13 protein-coding genes are annotated in these 20,713 nt (G+C 65.3%); 5 read left to right on the top strand and 8 right to left on the bottom strand.

Features of this window, described 5'->3' with window-relative positions; all coding sequences use genetic code 11:
* Nucleotides 1-73: 73 nt before the first annotated feature.
* The 3 genes from J5M67_RS15385 to J5M67_RS15375 form a co-directional block, all read right to left on the bottom strand.
* Nucleotides 74-2,230 (bottom strand): bifunctional diguanylate cyclase/phosphodiesterase, encoded by a 2,157-nt coding sequence (locus J5M67_RS15385; protein WP_207886204.1) that lies wholly within the window; start codon nt 2,228-2,230, stop codon nt 74-76.
* Nucleotides 2,211-5,936, bottom strand: a complete 3,726-nt coding sequence (locus tag J5M67_RS15380) for a response regulator (RefSeq protein ID WP_207886203.1) — start codon at nt 5,934-5,936, stop codon at nt 2,211-2,213. The genes J5M67_RS15385 and J5M67_RS15380 overlap by 20 nt, the downstream gene beginning before the upstream one ends.
* Nucleotides 5,937-6,191: 255 nt before the next feature.
* Nucleotides 6,192-7,109, bottom strand: coding sequence for a LysR substrate-binding domain-containing protein (locus J5M67_RS15375; RefSeq protein WP_207886202.1), 918 nt, complete (start codon nt 7,107-7,109; stop codon nt 6,192-6,194).
* Between the two features lie 134 nt (nt 7,110-7,243).
* On the opposite strand from J5M67_RS15375, the gene J5M67_RS15370 reads away from it, so the two are divergent.
* The 5 genes from J5M67_RS15370 (at nt 7,244) to J5M67_RS15350 (ending at nt 11,530) form a co-directional block, all read left to right on the top strand.
* Nucleotides 7,244-7,582 carry a hypothetical protein gene (locus tag J5M67_RS15370; RefSeq protein ID WP_207886201.1) on the top strand — a complete coding sequence of 113 codons (339 nt, stop codon included), beginning with the start codon at nt 7,244-7,246 and terminating at the stop codon, nt 7,580-7,582.
* 3 nt (nt 7,583-7,585) lie between these two features.
* A complete protein-coding gene (locus J5M67_RS15365) occupies nt 7,586-8,194 on the top strand; it encodes a glutathione S-transferase (protein WP_207886200.1) in 609 nt (202 codons plus the stop codon).
* Between the two features lie 264 nt (nt 8,195-8,458).
* Nucleotides 8,459-9,277: a transporter substrate-binding domain-containing protein gene (locus tag J5M67_RS15360; protein ID WP_207886199.1), complete on the top strand. Its 819-nt coding sequence runs from the start codon at nt 8,459-8,461 to the stop codon at nt 9,275-9,277.
* On the top strand, nt 9,274-10,113 hold the full coding sequence (locus tag J5M67_RS15355) for an amino acid ABC transporter permease (RefSeq protein ID WP_207886198.1): 840 nt from the start codon (nt 9,274-9,276) through the stop codon (nt 10,111-10,113). Before J5M67_RS15360 ends, J5M67_RS15355 begins: the two co-directional genes overlap by 4 nt.
* A gap of 43 nt (nt 10,114-10,156) precedes the next feature.
* A complete protein-coding gene (locus J5M67_RS15350; protein WP_207886197.1) occupies nt 10,157-11,530 on the top strand; it encodes an LLM class flavin-dependent oxidoreductase in 1,374 nt (457 codons plus the stop codon).
* 77 nt (nt 11,531-11,607) lie between these two features.
* Here J5M67_RS15350 and J5M67_RS15345 read toward each other — a convergent pair whose 3' ends face one another.
* From J5M67_RS15345 to J5M67_RS15325, 5 genes are all read right to left on the bottom strand, one after another.
* On the bottom strand, nt 11,608-14,703 hold the full coding sequence (locus J5M67_RS15345; RefSeq protein ID WP_207886196.1) for an efflux RND transporter permease subunit: 3,096 nt from the start codon (nt 14,701-14,703) through the stop codon (nt 11,608-11,610).
* Nucleotides 14,700-15,809, bottom strand: coding sequence for an efflux RND transporter periplasmic adaptor subunit (locus J5M67_RS15340; RefSeq protein WP_207886195.1), 1,110 nt, complete (start codon nt 15,807-15,809; stop codon nt 14,700-14,702). Before J5M67_RS15340 ends, J5M67_RS15345 begins: the two co-directional genes overlap by 4 nt.
* A gap of 28 nt (nt 15,810-15,837) precedes the next feature.
* Entirely contained in the window at nt 15,838-17,325 is a 1,488-nt protein-coding gene (locus J5M67_RS15335; RefSeq protein WP_207886194.1) for a TolC family protein, read from the bottom strand.
* Between the two features lie 117 nt (nt 17,326-17,442).
* Nucleotides 17,443-17,658, bottom strand: a complete 216-nt coding sequence (locus J5M67_RS15330; RefSeq protein ID WP_207886193.1) for a hypothetical protein — start codon at nt 17,656-17,658, stop codon at nt 17,443-17,445.
* Between the two features lie 127 nt (nt 17,659-17,785).
* The gene (locus tag J5M67_RS15325; RefSeq protein ID WP_243434681.1) at nt 17,786-20,713 is read right to left on the bottom strand and encodes an AAA family ATPase; all 2,928 of its coding nucleotides are present in this window, start codon (nt 20,711-20,713) and stop codon (nt 17,786-17,788) included.

The following is a 20,713-nucleotide window of genomic DNA, read 5'->3' as shown; positions in this document are numbered from 1 at the left end:
GTCCCCAGACAACGGCACGGGGCAGCATCCTTGACGCAGGCTGAGCAGGAGAAATCACACATTCGCAATCAATTCAGGGCGAGCGGCTGGCAGTGAGGGCCCCCTCTTGCAAAGCCTGCCAGTCCACTACACGAGGAAAGGCCTCGGCCCTGGCCACGGGGAGCCCCGGCGCCACCAGGAAACCCTGCATGTAGGTGCAGCCATGTTCCAGCAGCCAGTCGCGCTGGGCAGCGGTTTCCACACCTTCGGCGATGACTTCCAGGCCCAGGTGGCGGCTGAGGTCGATGATGGTGCTGACCACCGCGGCATCGCGCCGCGACTCCAGCATGTTGGAGATGAACAGGCGGTCGATCTTCAGGGTATCCAGCTCGAAATGGCGCAGGTAGGCCAGGGACGAATAGCCGGTGCCGAAGTCGTCGATGGCGATGCGCACGCCCAGGGCGCGCAGTTGCCGGAGCTGTTCGCGGGTCAGTTCCAGGTCCTGCATCAGTGCGCTTTCGGTGACCTCCACTTCCAGCTGCGAGGGCCGCAGCCTGAAGTCGTCCAGCACCCGCCGCAGGTCATCCACCAGTTGCGGCATGCCGAACTGCAACGGGCAGACGTTGAGGCTGACCACCAGGTCGTCGCCGAAGCCCTGCCTCCAGGCGCTGCACTGGCTGGCTCCCTCGCGCAGCACCCAGTCGCCCAGGCGGTTGATCAGGCGGGTTTCCTCCAGCAGCGGAATGAACACGCTGGGCGGCACCGTGCCGGCCACCCGGTGTTCCCAGCGCAGCAACGCCTCGAAGCCGCGCAGGCGGCCGGTCTCGAGGTGGATCTGGGGCTGGTAGACCAGATGGAAGTCGTTCTGCTCGATGGCATTGCGCAGGCTCTCTTCCAGCATCAACCGGGAGCGGGCGCGGCCGTTCATTTCCGGCGAGTAGAAGCGGTACTGCTGGCGGCCGGCGCGCTTGGCCTCGTACATGGCGATATCCGCCGCGCGCAACAGGCCGTCCACAGTCTGTCCGCACTCGGGGAAGCTGGCGATGCCGACGCTGGCGCCAATGGTGACATCGATGCCGTCGATGCGATGGCGCACCGAAACCATCTCGATCAGTTTCTCAGCCACCCGCGCGGCATCTTCGGGGTGATCGAGGCTGTCGAGCAGCGCAGTGAACTCGTCGCCGCCCATGCGCGCCAGGATGTCGTAGGGGCGCAGGCAACTCTTCAGCTGTTCCGCTACCCGCCGCAGCACACGGTCGCCGGCCTCGTGGCCGAGGGAATCGTTGATCAGCTTGAAGCCATCCAGATCCAGGTAGAGCACCGCCATGCGCTTGCCATTGCGCTCGACGCGAGCCAGGGATGCATCCAGCGCATTATGGAATCCGCGGCGGTTGAGCAGCCCGGTGAGGGCATCGGTGATGGCCTGGGATTCCAGTTGCGCGTGGAGCTGGTGCACCACCGACATGTCCAGGGCGATGACTACCATGGAGCGTTGCAACCGTGGCAGGGGCGACGACGACAGCGCCACCGGCAGGTGCTCGCCGCCCCTGGTTTTGAGGCTGGCATCGTGCAGGCGGTAGGTCTCGTTGCGCTTCCAGTGGCGGTAGAAATCCGACAGCTTCCACTCGCCGCTCATCTCCGGGTGGGCGATCAGGTTCAGCAGCGGCTTGCCCTGCAGATCCCCCACCGAGCCCTGGACCATCTGCGCAAAGGCCGGGTTGGCAAAACTGACGAGGCCGTCCTCGCCGACGACCAGGATGCCTTCGGCGGCGTTCTCCAGCACCGAGGCGTTGAAGGCTCGGGCGCTGTCCAGTTGCTGGTTGAGTTGCAGCAGGTCGCGCCGGTTGCGTTCATGGGCCAGCAGGGACTGGATCTTGAGGCGCAGCACCTCGGGGTCGAAGGGCTTGAGGATGAAATCTACCGCCCCGGACGAATAGCCGTGCAGCACCGCCTCATGGGTATGGGCGATGGCGGAAATGAAGATGATCGGCGTATAGCGGGTCAACGGACTGCTGCGCATCAGTCGCGCCACCTCGAAACCGTCCATGCGTGGCATCTGCACATCCAGCAGCACCAGGCCGATCTCCTCCTCCAGCAGGCATTTCAGCGCCGCCTCGCCGGAATCCACGGTAAGCACCTGCCATTCACCGTCGTCCAGCAACGCTTCCATGGCAGTGAGGTTTTCCTGGCGGTCATCCACCACCAGCAGGGTATTGGCCGCAGGGACCGCCTTAAGCTGCAGGTGCGCCATGGCGAGCCCCCGGTTGTTCCAGCCAGCGGTAAAGCATGTCCAGCAACTCCTGGCGACTCACCGGCTTGGCCAGGTAATCGTCGGCGCCGGCGGTGATACATTTCTCCCGGTCGCCCTTCATCGCATGGGCGGTCAGGGCGATGATCGGGATGCCGCAGCCGTGCTCCTGCTTGAGCACGCGGGTGGCGGTGTAGCCGTCCATGTTGGGCATGGCCATGTCCATCAGGATCAGGTCGAAGGGTTCGCGCTGGAAGCAGGCGATGGCCTCCAGGCCGTCGCGGGCGGCGGTGACCTTCATGCCGGTTTCATCCAGCAGGGCACTGAGGGCGTAGATGTTGCGCACATCATCGTCCACCAGCAGCACGCGGCCGCCTTCCAGCGGGTCCGACCACTGGCTGGGCTGCGGTTCGCGCAGACCGGCGAGAAAGCCCTGGACCGCCGAACTGAGGTTTTCGAGGTCGCCGCCCGCCTTGCGCACCACCACCGCCGAATAGCGGCGCAAACGTTGCAGGTTCTGCTGGTTGACGTCGACACCGGTGTTGATGACCACCCGCGAACCCTCCAGCGGGCGTTCGCGATGAAGACTGTCGAGCAGCTCGAAACCATCCTGGTCAGGCAGGTCGAGGTCGATCACCAGGGCAGAGAAGTCGTTCTCCGCGTAGGCCTTGCGGGCACCTTCGCCATTGGCACTGGCCACCACCTTGAAGCCCAGTTGCTCCAGGTGCTCGCGATAGTGCTCGCGCTCCACGTCCACGTCCTCCACCAGCAACAGCGTGCGCTCCGCCGGCGGGCAGCCGCCTTCCAGGCCCTGGAAAACCTGCTCCAGGTCCTCGCGGGCGATGGGTTTGACCAGGTAGCGGGTAGCGTCCTCGTTCCAGTCCTGGGGCTGGGGCACGCAGGAAATGATGTTCACCGGGGTCGTACGGTGGTTCGAATGGCTACGCAAACGCCGGTAGATCTGCCAGCCACTGACGTCCGGCAGCAGGATGTCGAGGATGACCGCCGCGAAGCGCTCGTTCTGCAGCAACGCGATAGCCTGCTTGCCACTGCGGCAGTGGACGCTGGAGAAGCCACGAGCCTGGGCTTCCTCGGCGATCACCGAGGCGAAGTTGACGTCGTCTTCGACGATCAGCACCGCCGGCCCCTGGCCGCCACGCACCGGCTGTGCGGGGAGTTCATCGTCCTTCGGCTGGCTCGCGGCCACCGCCACCGGCAGCCGGACGATGAAGCGCGAACCCTGCCCCGGCACGCTTTCCAGGGTGATGGTGCCGTCCAGGGCAAGCACCAGCTGGCGGGTGATGGCCAGGCCCAGGCCAGTGCCGCCGAAGCGCCGGCTGGTGGAACCATCGATTTGCTGGAAGGCCTGGAAGATGCGTTCGTGCTGGTCCTCGGGGATACCGACACCCGTATCACGGACGACGAAGCACAACACTTCGCGCTCATCGATCGCCGCCGCCGGGTCCAGTTCCACGGACAGGTCCACCTCGCCGTGCTCGGTGAACTTCAGGGCATTGGACAGCAGGTTGCGCAGGATCTGGTGCATGCGCACCCGGTCGCTATGGATGACCCTTGGCACGCCGGCCTGGATGTGGGTGGACAGGCGCAGGCCCTTGATCTCGGCCATGGGCCGCAGGCTGCCGTCCAGCTCGGCGAGCATGTCCTGCACATTGAGCGGCTCCAGCTTGAGCTGCATACGCCCTGCCTCGACCTTGGCCAGGTCGAGCACGTCGTTGATCAACTGCAGCAGGTCACTGCCGGCGCGGTGGACGATATCGGCGTGGCGGGTCTGCTTCTCGGTGAGATTGCCGGCCATGTTCTGCCGCAGCTGATCGCTGAGGATCAGGATGCTGTTCAGTGGCGTGCGCAACTCGTGGGACATGTTGGCGAGGAATTCCGACTTGTAGCGGTTGGCCAGCATCAGTTGCTCGGCCTGGTCACGCAGTCGCTGCTCGGCGGCCTTGCGCTCGCTGATGTCGATGATCACGGCCTGCACAAGCAGTTCGCGGCCGGCGCGGATCGGCGACAGGCCCACCTCCATCGGGATCATGTGGCCATCCCGGTGTACGCCGAACAACTCCCGGTTGTTGCCCATGCGCCGCTGCTCGGGCTTGCGCTGGAAGCTTTCGCGCAATCCCACGTGGGCCTCGCGCAGGGCCTCGGGAAGGAGCATTTCCACGGACGATTCGAGCAGGTCGTGACGGCTATAGCCGAACAGTTGTTCGGTCTGTCGATTGACCATCGCGATCCGACCACCGGCATCCACCAGGACGATGGCATTGGGCGAGGCTTCGACCACCAGGCGGAAGCGCTCCTCGGCACTCTTGCGCGCCTGCAGGTCCACAAGGTTGAGCAGGTAGCGCTGGTCATTGCCGTGCTTGAAGGTGCTCAGGCTGAAAGCCACGGCAACCCGCTCACCATCCTCCTGCAAGGCCTCGATTTCCGTCAGGTCGGTGGGAGCCTGCCTGGCCAATTGTTGCGGCAGGTCCACCAGGCTTGGCACGAACCGGCTCAGGTTCTGCCCTACCAGGCTCTCCGTCGCGCAGGCGAACAGTTCCCCGGCGCGGGCATTGGCCATCTCGATACGGCCATTTTCCCCGCAGGTCAGCGTGGCCACCGGCAAATGCCGCAGCAGCAGGCGGAAACGCTCCTCGCGCTCGGTCAGTTCGGCGGTCGCGGACAAACTGAGCTGCAGACTCCGTTCTCGCTGGTAGAGGTAGCTGCCGATCAACAGGGACAGCAGCAACGCGGCAGACAGCCCGGTCCAGAGGCTGAAGGTGATGCGGTTGTTGCTCTGCATGGCCTCGTACTCGGCCGTGCTGCCCACGCCCAGGGCCCAGGTACGGCCGAACAGCTTCAGCTCCTCGACCTGGTGGAAGCGTGGCTGGTGACCTTTGTCGGATGCCTGCAGCATCAGCTCGGAGCTGCCGACATCCCTGAGATCGATGCTGTAGAGGTTGCTCTGGGCACCGAGGATGCCGGCCATCAGGTCGTTTATGCGAAAAGCACCGCAGACCATGCCGAACAGCGCGGCGCGGCGCTCTTCGACCGAGGTGCTGGGCGCGTCCGGGCGATACACCGGCATATAGAGGAGCACGCCGCTCTGCGCTTGCTGCTCGGTTTCCTGCCTGAGTTTCAGCGGCCCGGTGAGACTCGCCTCGCCGGTTTCCCGGGCGAGGTCGAGAGCCGCCCGGCGCACCGGCTCGGTCAGCATGTCGAACCCCAGGGTGCGGCGATTGCGCCAGTCCATGGGGCTGCTGTACTGCACCACGATGTATTCGTCCCGCGGCTCCGGAGGGATGATGCGGAAATCGCGATTGCCCTGATTCCAGTTATCGCTGACGAACTCGTTGACTTCTTCACGCTTCAGGTAGCGCGCCCACGCCAGCGCCTGGATGCCCGGGTAGCGGTCCTGCAACTGCAACTGGTCGGTGGCCCGCGCCCACTCCTCGGCCGATACCGCGTTAGTGCCGACGATCAGGCCGGACATACCGCGCAGCACCATCTCGTAGGAGCGCATCCGGTTGCTGACGCGATGGGCGATTTCCTCGGCCTCGAGCTTGAAGCGCTGCTCGTACTCGGTACGGTTGCGCGCTTCCAGATCCAGCCACTGCCAGAGCACCAGCCCTCCGAAAACGAGCATCAGGGTGAGGGTTACCAGCAATGGCAGCAGATACTGGCGCGATGGCGGGAATTGACGTCCGTCCATGTAGTTTCCTGTCCTTTCCCTGGCGGCCACGCCTCTGGGTATGTGGGAAATCGGCTAAGGCCGGGCACGATAAGCCCTGCATCGCAGTCTAGACAGGAATGTAGGAACTGGCGTTGAGCCAGTATTGGAGCGACGAGCGGCGGGGCTTACTGAGCATCCGATGCCAGACTTCTGGCGCCGGATTTCTTATGTCTTTCCAACAGGAACTGCTCGACCAGGGTGACCTCGTAACAGTGAGGGTGAACTAACGCGAGCTCACGCGTTCATCGTTTCCTTGCTGCCGTGATCCAGTTTGCCCAGGTATTCAGCGACCTCATCCGTCAGCCAACTGGAAAACAGCCGTTGCTTGATTTCCGACCGCTCCCGGTTGGGCAGTACCAGCCAGTACGGGTAGGGATAGGGCGCAATCACCGGGGAGAGTTGTACCAACTCCCCTCGCTGGATCGCGTCGTGCACCAGGCTGCGGCGCTCCAGGGCGATCCCCTGCCCCAGGCGCACGGCTTGAAGTACCAGGTTGGAATCATTGCTGCACAGGCCGCTGCGTGGGACGTCGATATCCAGCCCTGCGGCCTGGCACCACGGTCGCCATGACTCCATGTTGAAGATGATCCTGCTGCCGAGGATCTCTTCAGGGGTCCGCGGCAGTTCCCCGCCATTGAAATGCGGAGCGGCAACCACCAGCGCCTCGTCATGGAACAACAGACGTTTTTCCACTCCATCCCAGTCGCCCTTGCCCATGCGGATTCCGACATCGACGGATTCCCGGCTCAGGTTCGATACCGCCAGGTTGGCCTGCAGCCGGATGCTGATGTGCGGCTGCAATTGCTGGAAGCGTGGCAAGCGCGGCAGCAGCCAGTTGAAGCCGAACGAAGGGAGAACGGCGACTACCAGTTCCGTTGACTTGGGCTGGGTCTTGATCAGCTGTGTGGCTTCGGCGATTCGGCTCAATGATTCGCGGACCTGCAAGGCATACAGCCGCCCATCCTCGCTCACCCGTAGCCCCCGTCCCTCACGGACGAACAGGATGACGCCGATCATCTCCTCCAGCACCTTGATCTGCTGGCTGATGGCCGAATGGGTCACATGCAGTTCCCTGGCGGCGGCGGTAACGCTTCCCAGCCTTGCAACCGCTTCGAAACTGCGCAGGCAGGTGATTGGAGGAATGTTCGACATGTAAGTATTTCTTACTAATTTTGGAAAAAAATATCGATATATAAGCGCCAAGGCTCTCACTAATGTAAGGGACGGTAAAGTCTTGGACTGGTAAGAGGATGGCTGCCATGGGCGCTGCATGGAGAGCACGGCAAATGACCACGGGAGGTCCCGACGGTGACGATCACCCGTGGCTGCAGGTTTCATTGACCAGGGCGCAATTGCTCTCGGTGCGTTTTGCCTGCGACATCTACACGCGTGTGGTGAGCGGCCAGCATTGGATCAGCGCCAACGGTGTCGACTTCTCGATCGGCCCCGGCGAGCGCGTGAAATTGTCAGCCGGGCTGGCGCTGATCGACGGCGAAGGAGTTCTGCAACTGGCGCCAGCCAAGGCCGAGAAACAGCGCCAGGCGTATCCGCTCCCCTGGCCTTTGCCCCGAGTGTTCAAGCGCCGGACTACCGCATTAGAGATCAATATCAATCAAGGAGAGTGATGGATGAAGCTCATTGGCATGCTGGATTCACCTTACGTTCGCCGGGTGGCCATATCCCTGGACCTTATGGGCATCGAGTTCGAACATGACCCGTTGTCGGTGTTCCGCACCTTCGAGGAATTTTCCCGAATCAACCCGGTGGTCAAGGCCCCGACCCTGCTGCTCGATGACGGCTCGGTGCTGATGGACTCGACGCTGATCATCGATTATTTCGAGGCCCTCAGCACACCCGACAGGAAACTGTTGCCAAGCCAACCGCAGGCATTGGCCAGTGCCTTGCGTACGTTGGGCCTGGCGTTGGCGGCATGCGAGAAAACCGTGCAGATCGTCTATGAGCACAAGCTTCGTCCGGCGGAAAAGCTTCATCAGCCCTGGGTCGAGCGCGTTACCCGGCAGTTGCTGGCGGCTTGCGCTGAGCTGGACAAGCAGTTGGCGGCACAACCGCCGCAAGGTGAGCGCCCCGACCAGGCCGAGGTCACTTGTGCAGTGGCCTGGTCATTCATGCAGTTGATGCTGCCCGACGTGGTCAAGGCCGGCGATTTCCCGGCCATCAAGATCCATGCGGACCGCCTGGAACGGACCGATCTGTTCAAGCGTTATCCGATTGCCTGAGCAATGGCGTGGTTCGGGCTGGGCTCGACCACGCCGATTTCCCCTCTCGCCAGCGCCTGGCTTTTGCGAGCCTTTACCTTGCGCACACGGGGTGTCCCAGCGAAAGGTCCCTCCTTCTCAGGGGCGCGCCAACTGAGCTCTCCACCCCGTTCATGACGAAAACGATATAGCTCGAATGGAGCGATAAATTCCACAACGATATTAGAAAAATATTTCTTATGTCGTTTTAATCTTTATCGATCCCCGTCCATTCCGGAGCCCGTTTTGAAACTCTCCCTCCCCGTTATCGGCCTGGCGCTGGCCGCCAGCTGCGCATCCGCCTTCGCCGGCACTACTCTCGATCGAGTCCAGCACCAGGGTGAACTGGTGGGCGTGCTGATGGAAAACTACCCGCCGTTTTCCTTCCTCAATGCCCAGAACCAGCTCGATGGCTTCGACGTCGACATCGCCAAGGCCGTGGCGGAGCGCCTGGGCGTCAAGCTACGTCTGGAAACGCCGTCCTGGGACGTGATCGCCGCCGGCCACTGGAGCGGTCGATACGACGTCTGCGTCTGCTCCATGACCCCCAGCCAGGCGCGCGCCCAGGTCTTCGATTTCCCGGTGAAGTACTACGAGTCGCCGGCGGTGATCGTGGTCAATGCCAAGGACTCGCGCATTGCCTCGGCCAAGGATCTGGACGGCAAGAAAGTCGGCGTGATCAGCGCTTCGACCTACGAGAGTTACCTGCGCAAGGACCTGGTCATCGAGGGCGCGGAAGACAAGCCGCTGAGCTACCCCTTCGAGCAGGTCGAGATCGCGCCTTACGACAACGAGACCGTCGCCTTCCAGGACCTCGCCCTGGGTAGCGGCGTGCGCCTGGACGCCATGGTCACCAACCTGGTGACGGCACGCGAACGAATCGCCCAGGACCCACGCTTCAAGATCGTCGGCCAGCCGCTCTATGGCGAGCCCAACGTGGTGGCCATCGAGAAAGGCGACCCGCAGTGGAACGCCAAGATCACCGAGATCATCGGCCAGCTGCGCCAGGACGGCACGCTCGCCCGCATCTCGAATAAATGGATCGGTTCAGACATCACCCGATGAGCGCGTTCCAGAATCCCCCCTCCAGACTGCGCGACGCGCCGGCAGAGCCCCTGCTGGCGCGCCTGTTCGGCTTCCGTACCCGGCTGTACCTGACCTGGGCGGTCATGCTGCTCCTGTGCGTGGCGTTTTTCCTCAGCTTCGACCTGAAGCTGGCAATCATCCTCGACAAGTGGCGCAACCTGGTGGGCATCAACCTCGCGCCCAACGGCTTCCTGCAGGGGGCGGCGCTGACGCTGTTCCTCAGCTTCTGCTCGATCTGGGTCTCGTTGCTGCTGGGTTTCGTAACGGCGTTGGGCCGGATGTCGAGCAGCGCCGTCGCCTTCGGCGTGGCCAGCTTCTACGCGTCCTTCTTCCGCAGGACGCCGCTGCTGATCCAGATCCTGCTGATCTACCTGGGCCTGCCGCAGCTGGGCGTGGTTCCAGGTGCCATCAGCGCGGGCATCCTGGCGCTGTCGCTCAACTACGGCGCTTACCTGAGCGAAATCTTCCGCGCAGGCATCATCGGCGTGCCGCAGGGGCAACGCGAAGCCGCGGCGGCGCTGGGCATGAACCGCACCCTGACCTTCTGGCGCATCGTCCTGCCGCAGGCCATGCGTACCATCATTCCGCCGACCACCAACCAGTTCATCTCGATGCTCAAGGATTCGTCGCTGGTCTCGGTGATGGGGGTCTGGGAGGTGATGTTCCTCGCCCAGTCCTACGGCCGCGCCTCCTACCGCTACATCGAAATGCTCAGTGCCGCCGCCCTGCTCTACTGGCTGATGTCCATCGGACTGGAGCTGATCCAGGCCCGGCTGGAGCGCCATTACGGCCGGGCCTACGACACTCGCCGCTGAATACACGCGCGCGCCTCCGACCATCATTCTCCAGGAAATCCGGATGTCCGACCCCAAACCCCTGCTCTTCGCCCTCTATGAACAAGCCAGCGTCGGCTGCGGCGGCGCGCCCAGCCTCTGGACCCACCCGGCCGACGAGCGCCTGCGCATCAACACCCTCGGCTACTGGACCGATCTGGCCCGCAGTGCCGAGCAGGCCAACCTCGACATGCTGTTCTTCGCCGACGTGCTCGGTCTGTATGACGTTTATGGCGGCTCCCATGAGGCCGCGCTGAAGTGGGCGGTCGAGGCACCGGCCAACGACCCGCTGCTGCATCTCCCAGCGCTCGCGGCGGTAACCGAACGCCTGGCCTTCGGCGTGACCATCAGCACCACCTACGAACACCCGTTCAGCCACGCCCGGCGCCTGAGCACCCTCGACCACCTGAGCAACGGCCGCGTCGGCTGGAACGTCGTCACCTCCTACCTGAGCAGCGCGGCGCGCAACTTCGGACTCGATGAGATGATCCGCCATGGCGACCGCTACGCCCGCGCCGAGGAGTTCCTCGATGTGGTGTACAAGCTCTGGGAAGGCAGCTGGGCGGATGACGCCCTGGTGGCCGACAAGCACGGGCAGACCTATGCCCGTGGCGACCGCGTTCGCCCCATCGAGCACCACGGCGAGCACTACCGGGTGCAGGGCGCGCATCTCTGCGCCCCCTCCCCCCAGCGCACGCCGGTGCTGATCCAGGCAGGCTGGTCCGAGCGCGGCCGCGCCTTCGCCGCCAAGCATGCCGAACTGATCTTCATCGCCAAGTCGCGTCCGGAAGAAATCCGCGCCGGTCTCGAGGACATCTGGTCCCAGGCCGAGGCCCGTGGCCGTACCCAGGACGACATCAAATCGCTCACGGTGCTGCGCATCGTCACCGCCCGCACGGCCATCGAGGCGCAGAAGAAGTACGACCAGCTGCAGAGCAACTATCACCTGCAGGCGCAGTTGGTGAGCTATGCCGGGGACACCGGCATCGATCTCGACCGCTACGCCGACAACGAGCCGCTGACCACCGAGACCCAGGGGCTGACGTCCTATGTCATGCGCCCGGACGGCAGCGGCCAGCCGCTCACCGCCGGCGATGTGCGCAAGCGCTTCGCCCAGGTGACCCGTGGCACCGACCTGATCCTGGTGGGCACGCCGGAGCAGGTGGCCGACCGCATCGAAGAACACGCCCGCCTCTCCGGCACGAGCGGCTACATGCTCAATCCGTTGGTCAGTCCCGGCACCTTCGACGACTTCGCCGAGCTGGTGATCCCCGAACTGCAGAAGCGCGGCCTCTATCGCACCCAAGCGCAAAGCGGGACCTTCCGTTCCCGCCTGCGTGTCGATCGCAGCGATCGCCTGCCACAGAGCGCTTACGGCGCTTCCTTCCGCTTTGAATGACAGTGCGCGCCCTGAATGGGCGCGCTTCTTTCGTCTCCGCGACCACCAGGGAGGCAGATCGATCTCATACTGCGCTTTCAGTTCACAATGCCGGTGACGCCAATTTCCTCCCGGGTACCGGGCACCGGTACGCGGCGGACCCTGTACCACGCGGCGTACAGCGCCGGCACGAAGAAGATGGTCAGCAGCGTCGCCACGGTGAGGCCACCCATGATCGCGATCGCCATCGGCCCCCAGAACACGCTGCGCGTCAGTGGAATCATCGCCAGGACAGTCGCCAGGGCGGTCAGCATCACCGGGCGGGTCCGGTGAATCGCTGCATCGAGCACCGCATTCCACGGATCACGGCCTTCGGCGATCTCGATCTGCACCTGGTCGATCAGGATCACGGCGTTGCGCATGATCATGCCGCCCAGGGCGATGATGCCCAGGATCGCGACGAAGCCCAGCGGCGCCTGGAATGCCAGCAGGGCCGGCACCACGCCGATCAGCCCCAGCGGGGCGGTGAGAACCACCATCGCCATGCGCGAGAAGCTTTTCAATTGCAGCATCAGCAGCATCAGGATGGTCAGCAGCATCAGCGGCGCCACGGCGAGTAGCGCCTGGTTGGCCTTGTCGCTCTCCTCCACGGCGCCACCCACGTCGATGCGATAGCCCGAAGGCAGCTTCGCCTCGATGTCCTTGAGCAGCGGCCGGATTTCCTGGGTTGCCGATACGCCCTGCTCGCCATCTTTCACGTCGGCGCGCACGGTGATCGCCATGTCACGGTTGCGACGCCAGAGCACCGGCTCTTCGAGTTCGTAGCGAATCTGCGCCACTTCCGACAACGGTACGACCGTCCCGTTACGCGTGTAGAGGTTGATGTCCTTCAGCGTCTCCAGGTTGAGGCGTTCCTCGGGCACCGCGCGGGCGACGATGTCGGTGAGGTCCTCGTGCTCGCGCAGGTGCGACAGGGTGGCGCCGTTCATCAGGGTCTGGGTCGCCAGCGACACATCGGCCGGGGTGAGCCCCAGCGCGCGGGCCTTGTCCTGGTCCAGCACCACCTTCAGGGCGCGCACCGGGTCGTTCCAGTCGAGCTGGACATCACGCACCTTCGGACTCGAGGCCACCACCTTCTGCACTTCGCCGGCGATGCGGCGCACCACCTGGGTGTCGGCGCCGACGATGCGGAACTGCACCGGGAAGCCCACCGGCGGGCCCAGCTCAAGCCGGGTGACGCGCACCCAGGCCTGCGGGAACTGTTGATCCACCAGGCCCAGCAGACGGGAACGCACGCGCTCCCGGGCCTGCAGGTCCTTCGTCATGACGACGAACTGGGCGAAGGCCGGGTTGGGCAGCTCGGGATTGAGCGCCAGGTAGAAACGCGGGGCGCCGGCGCCGGTGTAGGCCGTATAGAAGTTGACGTCCTCGTCCTTGGCCAGCACCGCTTCCAGGCGTTTCACCTGCTCGGCCGTGGCGGCGAACGAGGCGCCCTCCTTCATGCGCAGGTCGATGACCAGCTCGGGCCGCGAACTGCTGGGGAAGAATTGCTGGGGCACGAACTTCATGCCCGCCAGCGCCAGTGCCAGGGCGCCGAAAGTCACCCCGATGACCCGCCAGCGCCGCGCGATGGCCAGGTCGATCAGGCCGCGCAGCGCGCGGAAGAATCGCGTGTCGTAGGGATCGCCGGCATGCTGCTGGTGAGCGAAATTCTGCGGCAGCATCTTCACCGCGAGGTAGGGCGTGAAAATGCCCGAGCAGATCCAGGACAACAGCACGGCGGCGCCGACGATCCAGAAGATGCCGCCGGCATACTCGCCCGTGGTCGACTTAGACAGGCCGATGGGCATGAAGCCCGCCGCGGTGATCAGCGCGCCGGTCAGCCGTGGCATGGCGGTGGACTGATAGGAGAAGCCCGCTGCCCTCACCCGGTCCCAGCCGGCCTCCATCTTCACCACCATCATTTCGATGGCGATGATCGCGTCGTCCACCAGCAGGCCCAGCGCGATGATCAGCGAACCCAGGGAGATACGCTCCAGGTTCCAGCCCATCGCCAGCATCAGCAACGCGACACCGCCCAGTACCAGCGGCACCGAGGTGGCGACCACGATGCCGGTACGCCAGCCCAGGCTGGCGAAGCTGACGGCGATGACGATGATCAGCGCTTCCATCAGCGAGCGCTCGAAGTCCCAGATGGCGTCCTTGACCGTGGTCGGCTGGTCCGCCACGCGCTCGAGCTCCAGGCCGTGGGGCAGCTCGGACTGGATCCTGGCGACGGCGACGTCCATTGCCTTGCCCAGTTCGACGATGTTGCCGTCGTCGCTCATCGAGATGCCCAGCATCAGCACCGGCTGGCCGTTGTGGCGTACGGTGTAGCTGGGCGGGTCTTCATAGCCACGGCTGATGGTGGTGAAATCGCCCAGCTTGATCGCCCGCCCGCCCACCGTGATCGGCACATTGCGGATGTCCTCGAGGCTGGAGAACTGGCCACTCACACGCACCACCACGCGGTCGCCGTCGGTGTCGATCTGGCCCGCCGGGAGCAAGGCGTTCTGGCTCCTGAGGCTGTCGGCGATAGCCTGCGGCGTCACGCCCAGCGCGGCAAGGCGCGCATGGGAGAACTCCACATGGATGCGCTTGGCCTGCTTGCCGATCAGGTCGACCTTCTTGACCATCGGCACCTTCAGCAGGCTGCGCTTGATGTCTTCGGCCGTATCGGCCAACTCGCCCTGGTCGAAACCATCGCCCTTGACCGCATACATCAGCCCGTACACGTCGCCGTACTCGTCGTTGACGACCGGGCCGATGACGCCCTCGGGCAGCTCCAGGCGCAGGTCATTGAGCTTCTTGCGCGCCTGGTACCAGGCCTCGCGCTGATCCGCCTTCGAGGTGCCGCCACGCACGGTCAGCGTCATGCCGCCATAGCCCTGGCGGGCGAAGGTGACCACCTTCTCGAAGTGGTCGATCTGCTCGAATTTCTTCTCCATGCGGTTCAGCACTTCGTCCTGGATCTGCTGGGCGGTCGCACCCGGCCAGACGACACCCGCGGTCATGGACGGGACAGAGAAGTTCGGGTCCTCCAGCTGACCCAGCCTGGTGAAGCTGAACAGGCCGGCAATGGCCACGACGAGGAGCAGGAAGAGAACGATGGCGCGATTGTTCAGCGTCCACTCGGTGAGATTGAACTTGTTCATCGCGCAACCACTGCCTTGTCTTCGGCGGCGCCGCTGGCCAGCGCCACCTTGAGTCCCGGCGACATCTTCTGCACACCGGCCGTCACGACCCGTTCACCCGCGGGCGGACCGGAGACGAGCACCTCTTCGTTGCGATAGCCCCACACCGCCACGGGAACCCGCTCGACCGTGCCCAGCGCTTCCCCGCCGGTCGGCCTGACCACCCACACCGCCGGCTGCCCGCTGCTTTGCGTCAGCGCCGTCGCCGGCACGGCCGCCACCTGAGTGCCGGCCATGACGCGCGCCGCCTCCAGGGTCGCGGTGGCGCCGAGCGGCAGCTGCTGCATGTCCAGGGGCTTCAACCGCGCGCGGTAGGTCCGCGTCTGCGCCGAGGCCTGCGGCGCCAGTTCACGCAAGGCGACGGCGAAGGTCTTGCCCGGCAAGCTGGTCAGCGCCGCCTGGAAGCTCGACTGCTGGAAGGTCACGAGACGATCTTCCGGCACGTCCACCACGATCTCGGGGAGGCTGGGGTCGGCGATGGAGATAACCGGCGTGCCTTCGGCCACCACCTGCCCGACCTCGAAACGGACCGTCGTGACCACGCCGCTGCGCGAGGCACGCAAGACCGTGTACTTGAGTCGGTTGCGAGCCAGCTCCAGCTGGCGCGCCTCGGCCTCGGCGTTCGACTGCGCGGTCCGGGCACTGGTGCGGGCACGCTCGTCGTCGGCCGCGCTGACAGAGCCATCGGCCTTGAGCGCGCTCAGGCGCTGACGGTCGGAGTCGGCCTGGCGGGCCTGCGCGACGCTGGCTTCCCACGCGCGTTGCGATGCCTCTTCGGCCAGTCGGTAGTCGCTGTCGTCCAGCACGGCGAGCACGTCGCCTTCCTGCACGGATTGGCCGACATCGACCTTGCGCTGGACGACTTTGCCGCCCACGCGGAAAGCCTGGTCCACCTCATAGCGCGACTGCACGGTGCCGACGTAGCGATTGCTCTCGCGGGCGTTGTCGTAATGGAGTTCGACGGTGCGTACGGGCCGAGGTGCCAGTACAGCCGGTTGGCTGGGACTGCATGCACAAAGCAGCGCGGCGGCGGTCAGCGCGCCGGCTGCGACTAGTGGATTGTTCAAGACGATTCCTCGTTCTGGGCGTCGGTATTCAGGAAAGCGGGTGGCCGCTGGCGGCCGGGGTCACGGGTTCGAAGACCTGCCAGCCGCCACCCAGCGCCTTGTAGAGCTGGACGCTGTCGAGCAGCAGGCGCGTGCTGCTGTCGTTGGCGTTCAGCCGGGCTGTCAGGCGAGCGCGCTGCGCGTCCAGCAGCGGCAGCAGGTCGATCTGCCCTCGGCTGTAGAGCGACTGGGCATGCCCCAGCGCAGCCTCGGCAGTGGCCGATGCGGCCTGCAGCGAGCCTGCGCGCTGGTGTTCCTGCCCCAGGGCGACAAGTGCGTTTTCCACGTCTTCGAGGGCGCGGGCGATTCCGTCCTCGGTACGCAGCAGCGCTTCACGCTGACCGCTCTCGGCAACCTCGTTGATGGCGCGGGTGCGACCGGCGTTGAACAGCGGCATGGCGAGCAGGCCCGCCACATTGGTGAATCGGGCAGTGCCGAGGTTGACCCCATTCAGCGCCAGCTCCTGGCTGCCGAAGGAAGCGCCCAGGAACAGGCGCGGGAACCACTCGGCGGCGGCTTGCTGCCGGCGGGCATTGGCAGCATCCAGCTGCGCCATCAACGCCAGGACGTCGGGTCGACGCTGCAGGAGCGTGGCCGGTTGTCCGGACTGTGGCCGGGGTACGAGCGCCTCGTTGGCGGATGGCACGATGGCGTCGGCATTGAAGGCCTGATCACCGATCAGCACCGCAATGCGATGGCGCGCCACCGCCGCCAGGGTTTCCATCGGCGGGATTTGCGCGCGTGCAGAGGCCGCTTCGGTCTGCGCACGCTCGACGTCGAAATCGGACGCCAGGCCCGCGCGCTTGCGCGCAGAAACAAGGCGTAGCGTTTCGTCCTGCGCCGCCGCAATGGCACGCAGCGTCTCCGCCTGCAGCAACGCACCGCGCAGGGTGAAGTAATTGCTGGCGATATCGCTCATCACCAGCAGGCGCACGCCACGTTCGCCGTATTCGGCGGCCAGGGCGTCTGCCTTGGCCGCTGCCGCGCCGGCGCGCAGCCGGCCGCTCAGGTCAAGCTCCCAGGAGACGTCCAGGCCCGCACTGGCGGTCCGGGTATCGGGATAGAGCTGCCGCGTGGCCGAGTCGTAACCGCTGCGGCGGTCGGAACCACCGGCGGACAGCCCCACGCTGGGAAACAGCCAGGAACGGCTGATCGTCTCGCCTGCCCGCGCGGCCCCCAGGCGCTCGGCGGCGATCTTCACGTCGCGGTTCTCGCGCATCGCGCGCTGCACCAGATCGCTGAGTACCGGGTCATTGAAAGCCGTCCACCACGCCGCCTCCGGTTCCATCTGGGAGGCCGTGGCGGCGGCGAACCGCGAAGGCAGCTCCTCTGACGGTTTCAGCATCGACGTGGAACAACCGGTCAAAGCCAGCGCGATGCTCGCGGCAAGCGCACCGGCGAGCAGGAATTCGCCACGCAGACCGGCTACCGGCCTGCGGCGGCGGACCGGCGAATAGAGGGGTGAAAATCGCAACATCGATAGGGACTCGCAGGAATTCGGCAGTGCTGAGCGTGAGGTTTTTACGCGGCGAAGTTGTCAGCCAACGGTCGCGATTCGGTCGCTACGCTCGGGCATCCAGCCGGGTGTCAGAGGTCAGTCTTCGGCGGAGTCTTCTGCCTGCGGGCCTGCCGAGACGGCCAGGTCGGCGCTGATGGCACGCAGCAGCTCGCCGGCGCAGGCGAACTCGCGCTGATGCCCGGTAACCAGGTTCTCGACGCGGCCGACGAGCGTGGCCGGCGTCGCATCGTTCTGCAGTTTCACCACGTAGGCGCGGCGAGTCGGGTATTTGGATTCGGGGTTGAGGACCATGGCTAGACCAGAAGATCGAAAGTTCGATCGCAGCCTAGACAGGTCGAATCGCGGAGTCGTAAGCGGACAGTCAGGCTTCGGTCAGGACGCTCACCAGCACGCGCAGCAGGCCTGACGCAGCGACCGTTCAGCCGACCCGATCGAGGGGAAGCAGCAGCGCCCTGGCACGCCTCATCGGCTCGCTGCCCTCTGCTTCGGGAAGCCGCTCGACGAGCCGTTCCAGCGCCTGGCGCTCCTGGTCCGTCGCTTCGCATTGGGTGCATAGCTCGACGAGCGCAAGGAGTTCGAGCCAGGGCGCTTCCTGCTCGCGCGCCTCCTGAAGGGCACTGCGCACCGCAGCGCCGGCGCTTTCGCCCTCCCCCAGCGCCCGGGCGATGGCGGCCCGGAGCAGGAGCAGTTGCGGCAGATAAACGCTCTCGCCCAGTTCGGCGGCCACCCGCAGCGCTTCCTGCAGTTCGCCTTGCGCACCTTCAATATCGCCCGCCAGCAGCAGCGCCTCGGCCGCATAGCCAAGCACTTCGCTGGAGCCGGCGCGCATGCCAAGACTGGCATGGGCTTCGAAGGCCTCGCGTATGCGCCGATGGCCATCACGCGGCGAACCCAGGCGTGCCTCCACCCAGCCACGCCACCAACCGCAGGCCGTCCGCCCGAGGGCAAGCGCGTGTTCGTCGACCAGTGCCTGCAGGTCTTCCACCCGTTCCCGCACGCGCTCGGCATTGCCCAGGCGAACTTCCATCAGCAACTCATGCCAGCAGGCGACCAACTGTGCCATTGGCTGTCGCAGCATCGCTGCGCGGGCCTGCGCCCGCCGCATGCTGTGGCGGGCCTGCTCGAGCAGCCCGCCGCGCAGCAGCTCGATGGCCAGCATGCCCAGCAGCATTACCTGGGGATCTGCCGCGACGACTTCACCCGCTCCGATATCCAGGGATTCGGCAATGGCGAGCGCGCGCTCAAGCCAATCGCGAGCCGGCTGTGTACGGCCCTGGAGATGCAGTACCTCGCTATGCACGATGCAGGCCGCCAGCATCAGCTGCGGATCGTTTGCCAGCGCGGAAAGCGCCTCGGCGCGTTGGGCTACGGCCAGTGCTCGGGCGTATTCCCCGCGCAGACTCAGCAGGTAGCCATAACCGTGCAGGAGACGTCCGCTCATGGGATGTCCCGGCAACTTTTCCAGCAGTCCGTAGGCACGTTCGAAAGCCTCTCCCGCCTGCCCGTCGAGGCCGAACATCTGGAAAGCCGCGACGCCCTCCAGCGTGGCCAGGCTGATCGCCAGCGCATCGCGCTCGGCTCCTGCCGGTGCACGCTCCAACTGGAGCGCGACGCGCGGGCTCAGGCCAAGCGCCGACGCCGGGCTGAAGTGCAGCAGCGCCGCTTCCATCGCCTCCGCGTAATAACGCAGCGCAGCCAAGGGCTGCCGTGCCCGGTCGAAATGCATCGCCAGCTCAGCGGCGGGCACGGGCACCCCGGCGCAGCGCTCACGCTCGAGGGCAACGCCGACCTGCAGGTGAAGACGCGCCCGGACCGGATGAGGCGTGCGCTCGTACACCATCCGGCGAAACAGTGCATGGCGGAAGGCGTAATGCGATTCGCTGCCGTATTCGCCATCAGAAACGCGCGAATGCGCCAACCAGAGATGCGCAAGCACCATCTGCTCGCAGGCATTGGCGACCTCGGCCAGGTCGCGTCCGATAACCTCCGAGACGGTCTCCAGGCGAAACTCGACACCGCATACCGCAGCGGTTGTCAGCAGGACGCGCTGTTCGCCGTCGAGCCTTGCGAGGTAATTGTCGAGGATCGCCAGCAGGCCCTGTGGTACGCCAACCTGGGCAAGGGCGGCCGTGGCGTCACGGGTTTCGCGTGTCGGGTCGATCACTTCGTCGATGATCGACGACACGAACAGGGGTACGCCGTCGGTACGCTGGTGCAAGGCCCGAACGAAGGATTCGTCGCGGGCGAGCGCCGGCGAAGACAGCGCCACGTAGTCGGCGACTTCGGTCTCGGAGAAGGGATCGAGCATTATCTCGTCGCACAGCCGCTGCAAGCGAAGCTCATGGCGCAAGGCGCCCAGCGGGTGATCGAGCGCGACCACCTCCGCCACCCGGAAGCTCGCCAGCCACATCATGCGGATACGCCCGCGACGGCGCGCGAGGTAGGCGATCAGCTGGACGGTGGATCGATCGCTCCAGTGCAGGTCCTCGGTCACCAGCAGCAACGGTCGCTGCTCGGTGTAGCGCTCCAGCAACTCGCCCATTTCGCGCAGCATGCGCTCCGGGCCGACGCCCACCATTTCCCTCCGCAACGCTTCCCGCTCCATTACGCTGCACAGCCAGGGAAACTGCATCAGCCAGGTCGGCGCAACGCTACGGAGCAGTTCCGGCAGCTGCGGATCGGCACGGCACAATTGCGAGAGCGCCTCGAGAACCGGCAGGTAGGGTTCAGCAGTTCCGAAGTGCTCGACGCAATGACCGCGTGCGCAGGCAACGCCTTCCAGCCCGCTGACGAACTGGTCGATGAGTGTTGTCTTCCCCATCCCGGGCTCCCCCGCCAGCCAGACCAGCGCCCGCTGCCCACCCTGCACACGTTGCCAGGCCCCATCCAGCCTGGACAGCGCGGCGGCCCTCCCGACGAACGGCGGCGCCGGGGAGCCGCCCGCATCCGGCGCCGCGACGCTTCCACTCGGATGCGCCGGTGAGGTATGGGCAATGAAGCGGTAACCATGGCGCGACACGGTCTCGATGATGCTCGGCTGTCTCGGGTTGTCGCCCAGGGCCAGGCGCAGTTCGCTGATGGCCGTCTTGAGCACCGACTCGCTGACGAACCGGTGGCCCCAGACCGCATCCAGCAAGGCGTCCTTTCGCCACAACCTGCCCGGCTCGCGCGCCAGTGCGCAGAGCAGCGCGAAAGGCGTTGGCGTGAGCGCCACGGCCTCGCCATGCCGCATCAGGCAGGCATTGGCCTCGTCGAGCTCGAAATCGGCGAAACGGATCCGCAGAGGGTCTGGACTGGCCTGCAAACGCGCCACGTTCGGTACCTGTTGGCTCGGAAGAATACCCAT

The organism is Pseudomonas sp. 30_B, assembly GCF_017491605.1.
Lineage (GTDB): Bacteria > Pseudomonadota > Gammaproteobacteria > Pseudomonadales > Pseudomonadaceae > Pseudomonas.
The sequence above is the reverse complement of the archived record's forward strand: the minus strand, read 5'-3'. Positions and strand labels throughout refer to the sequence as shown.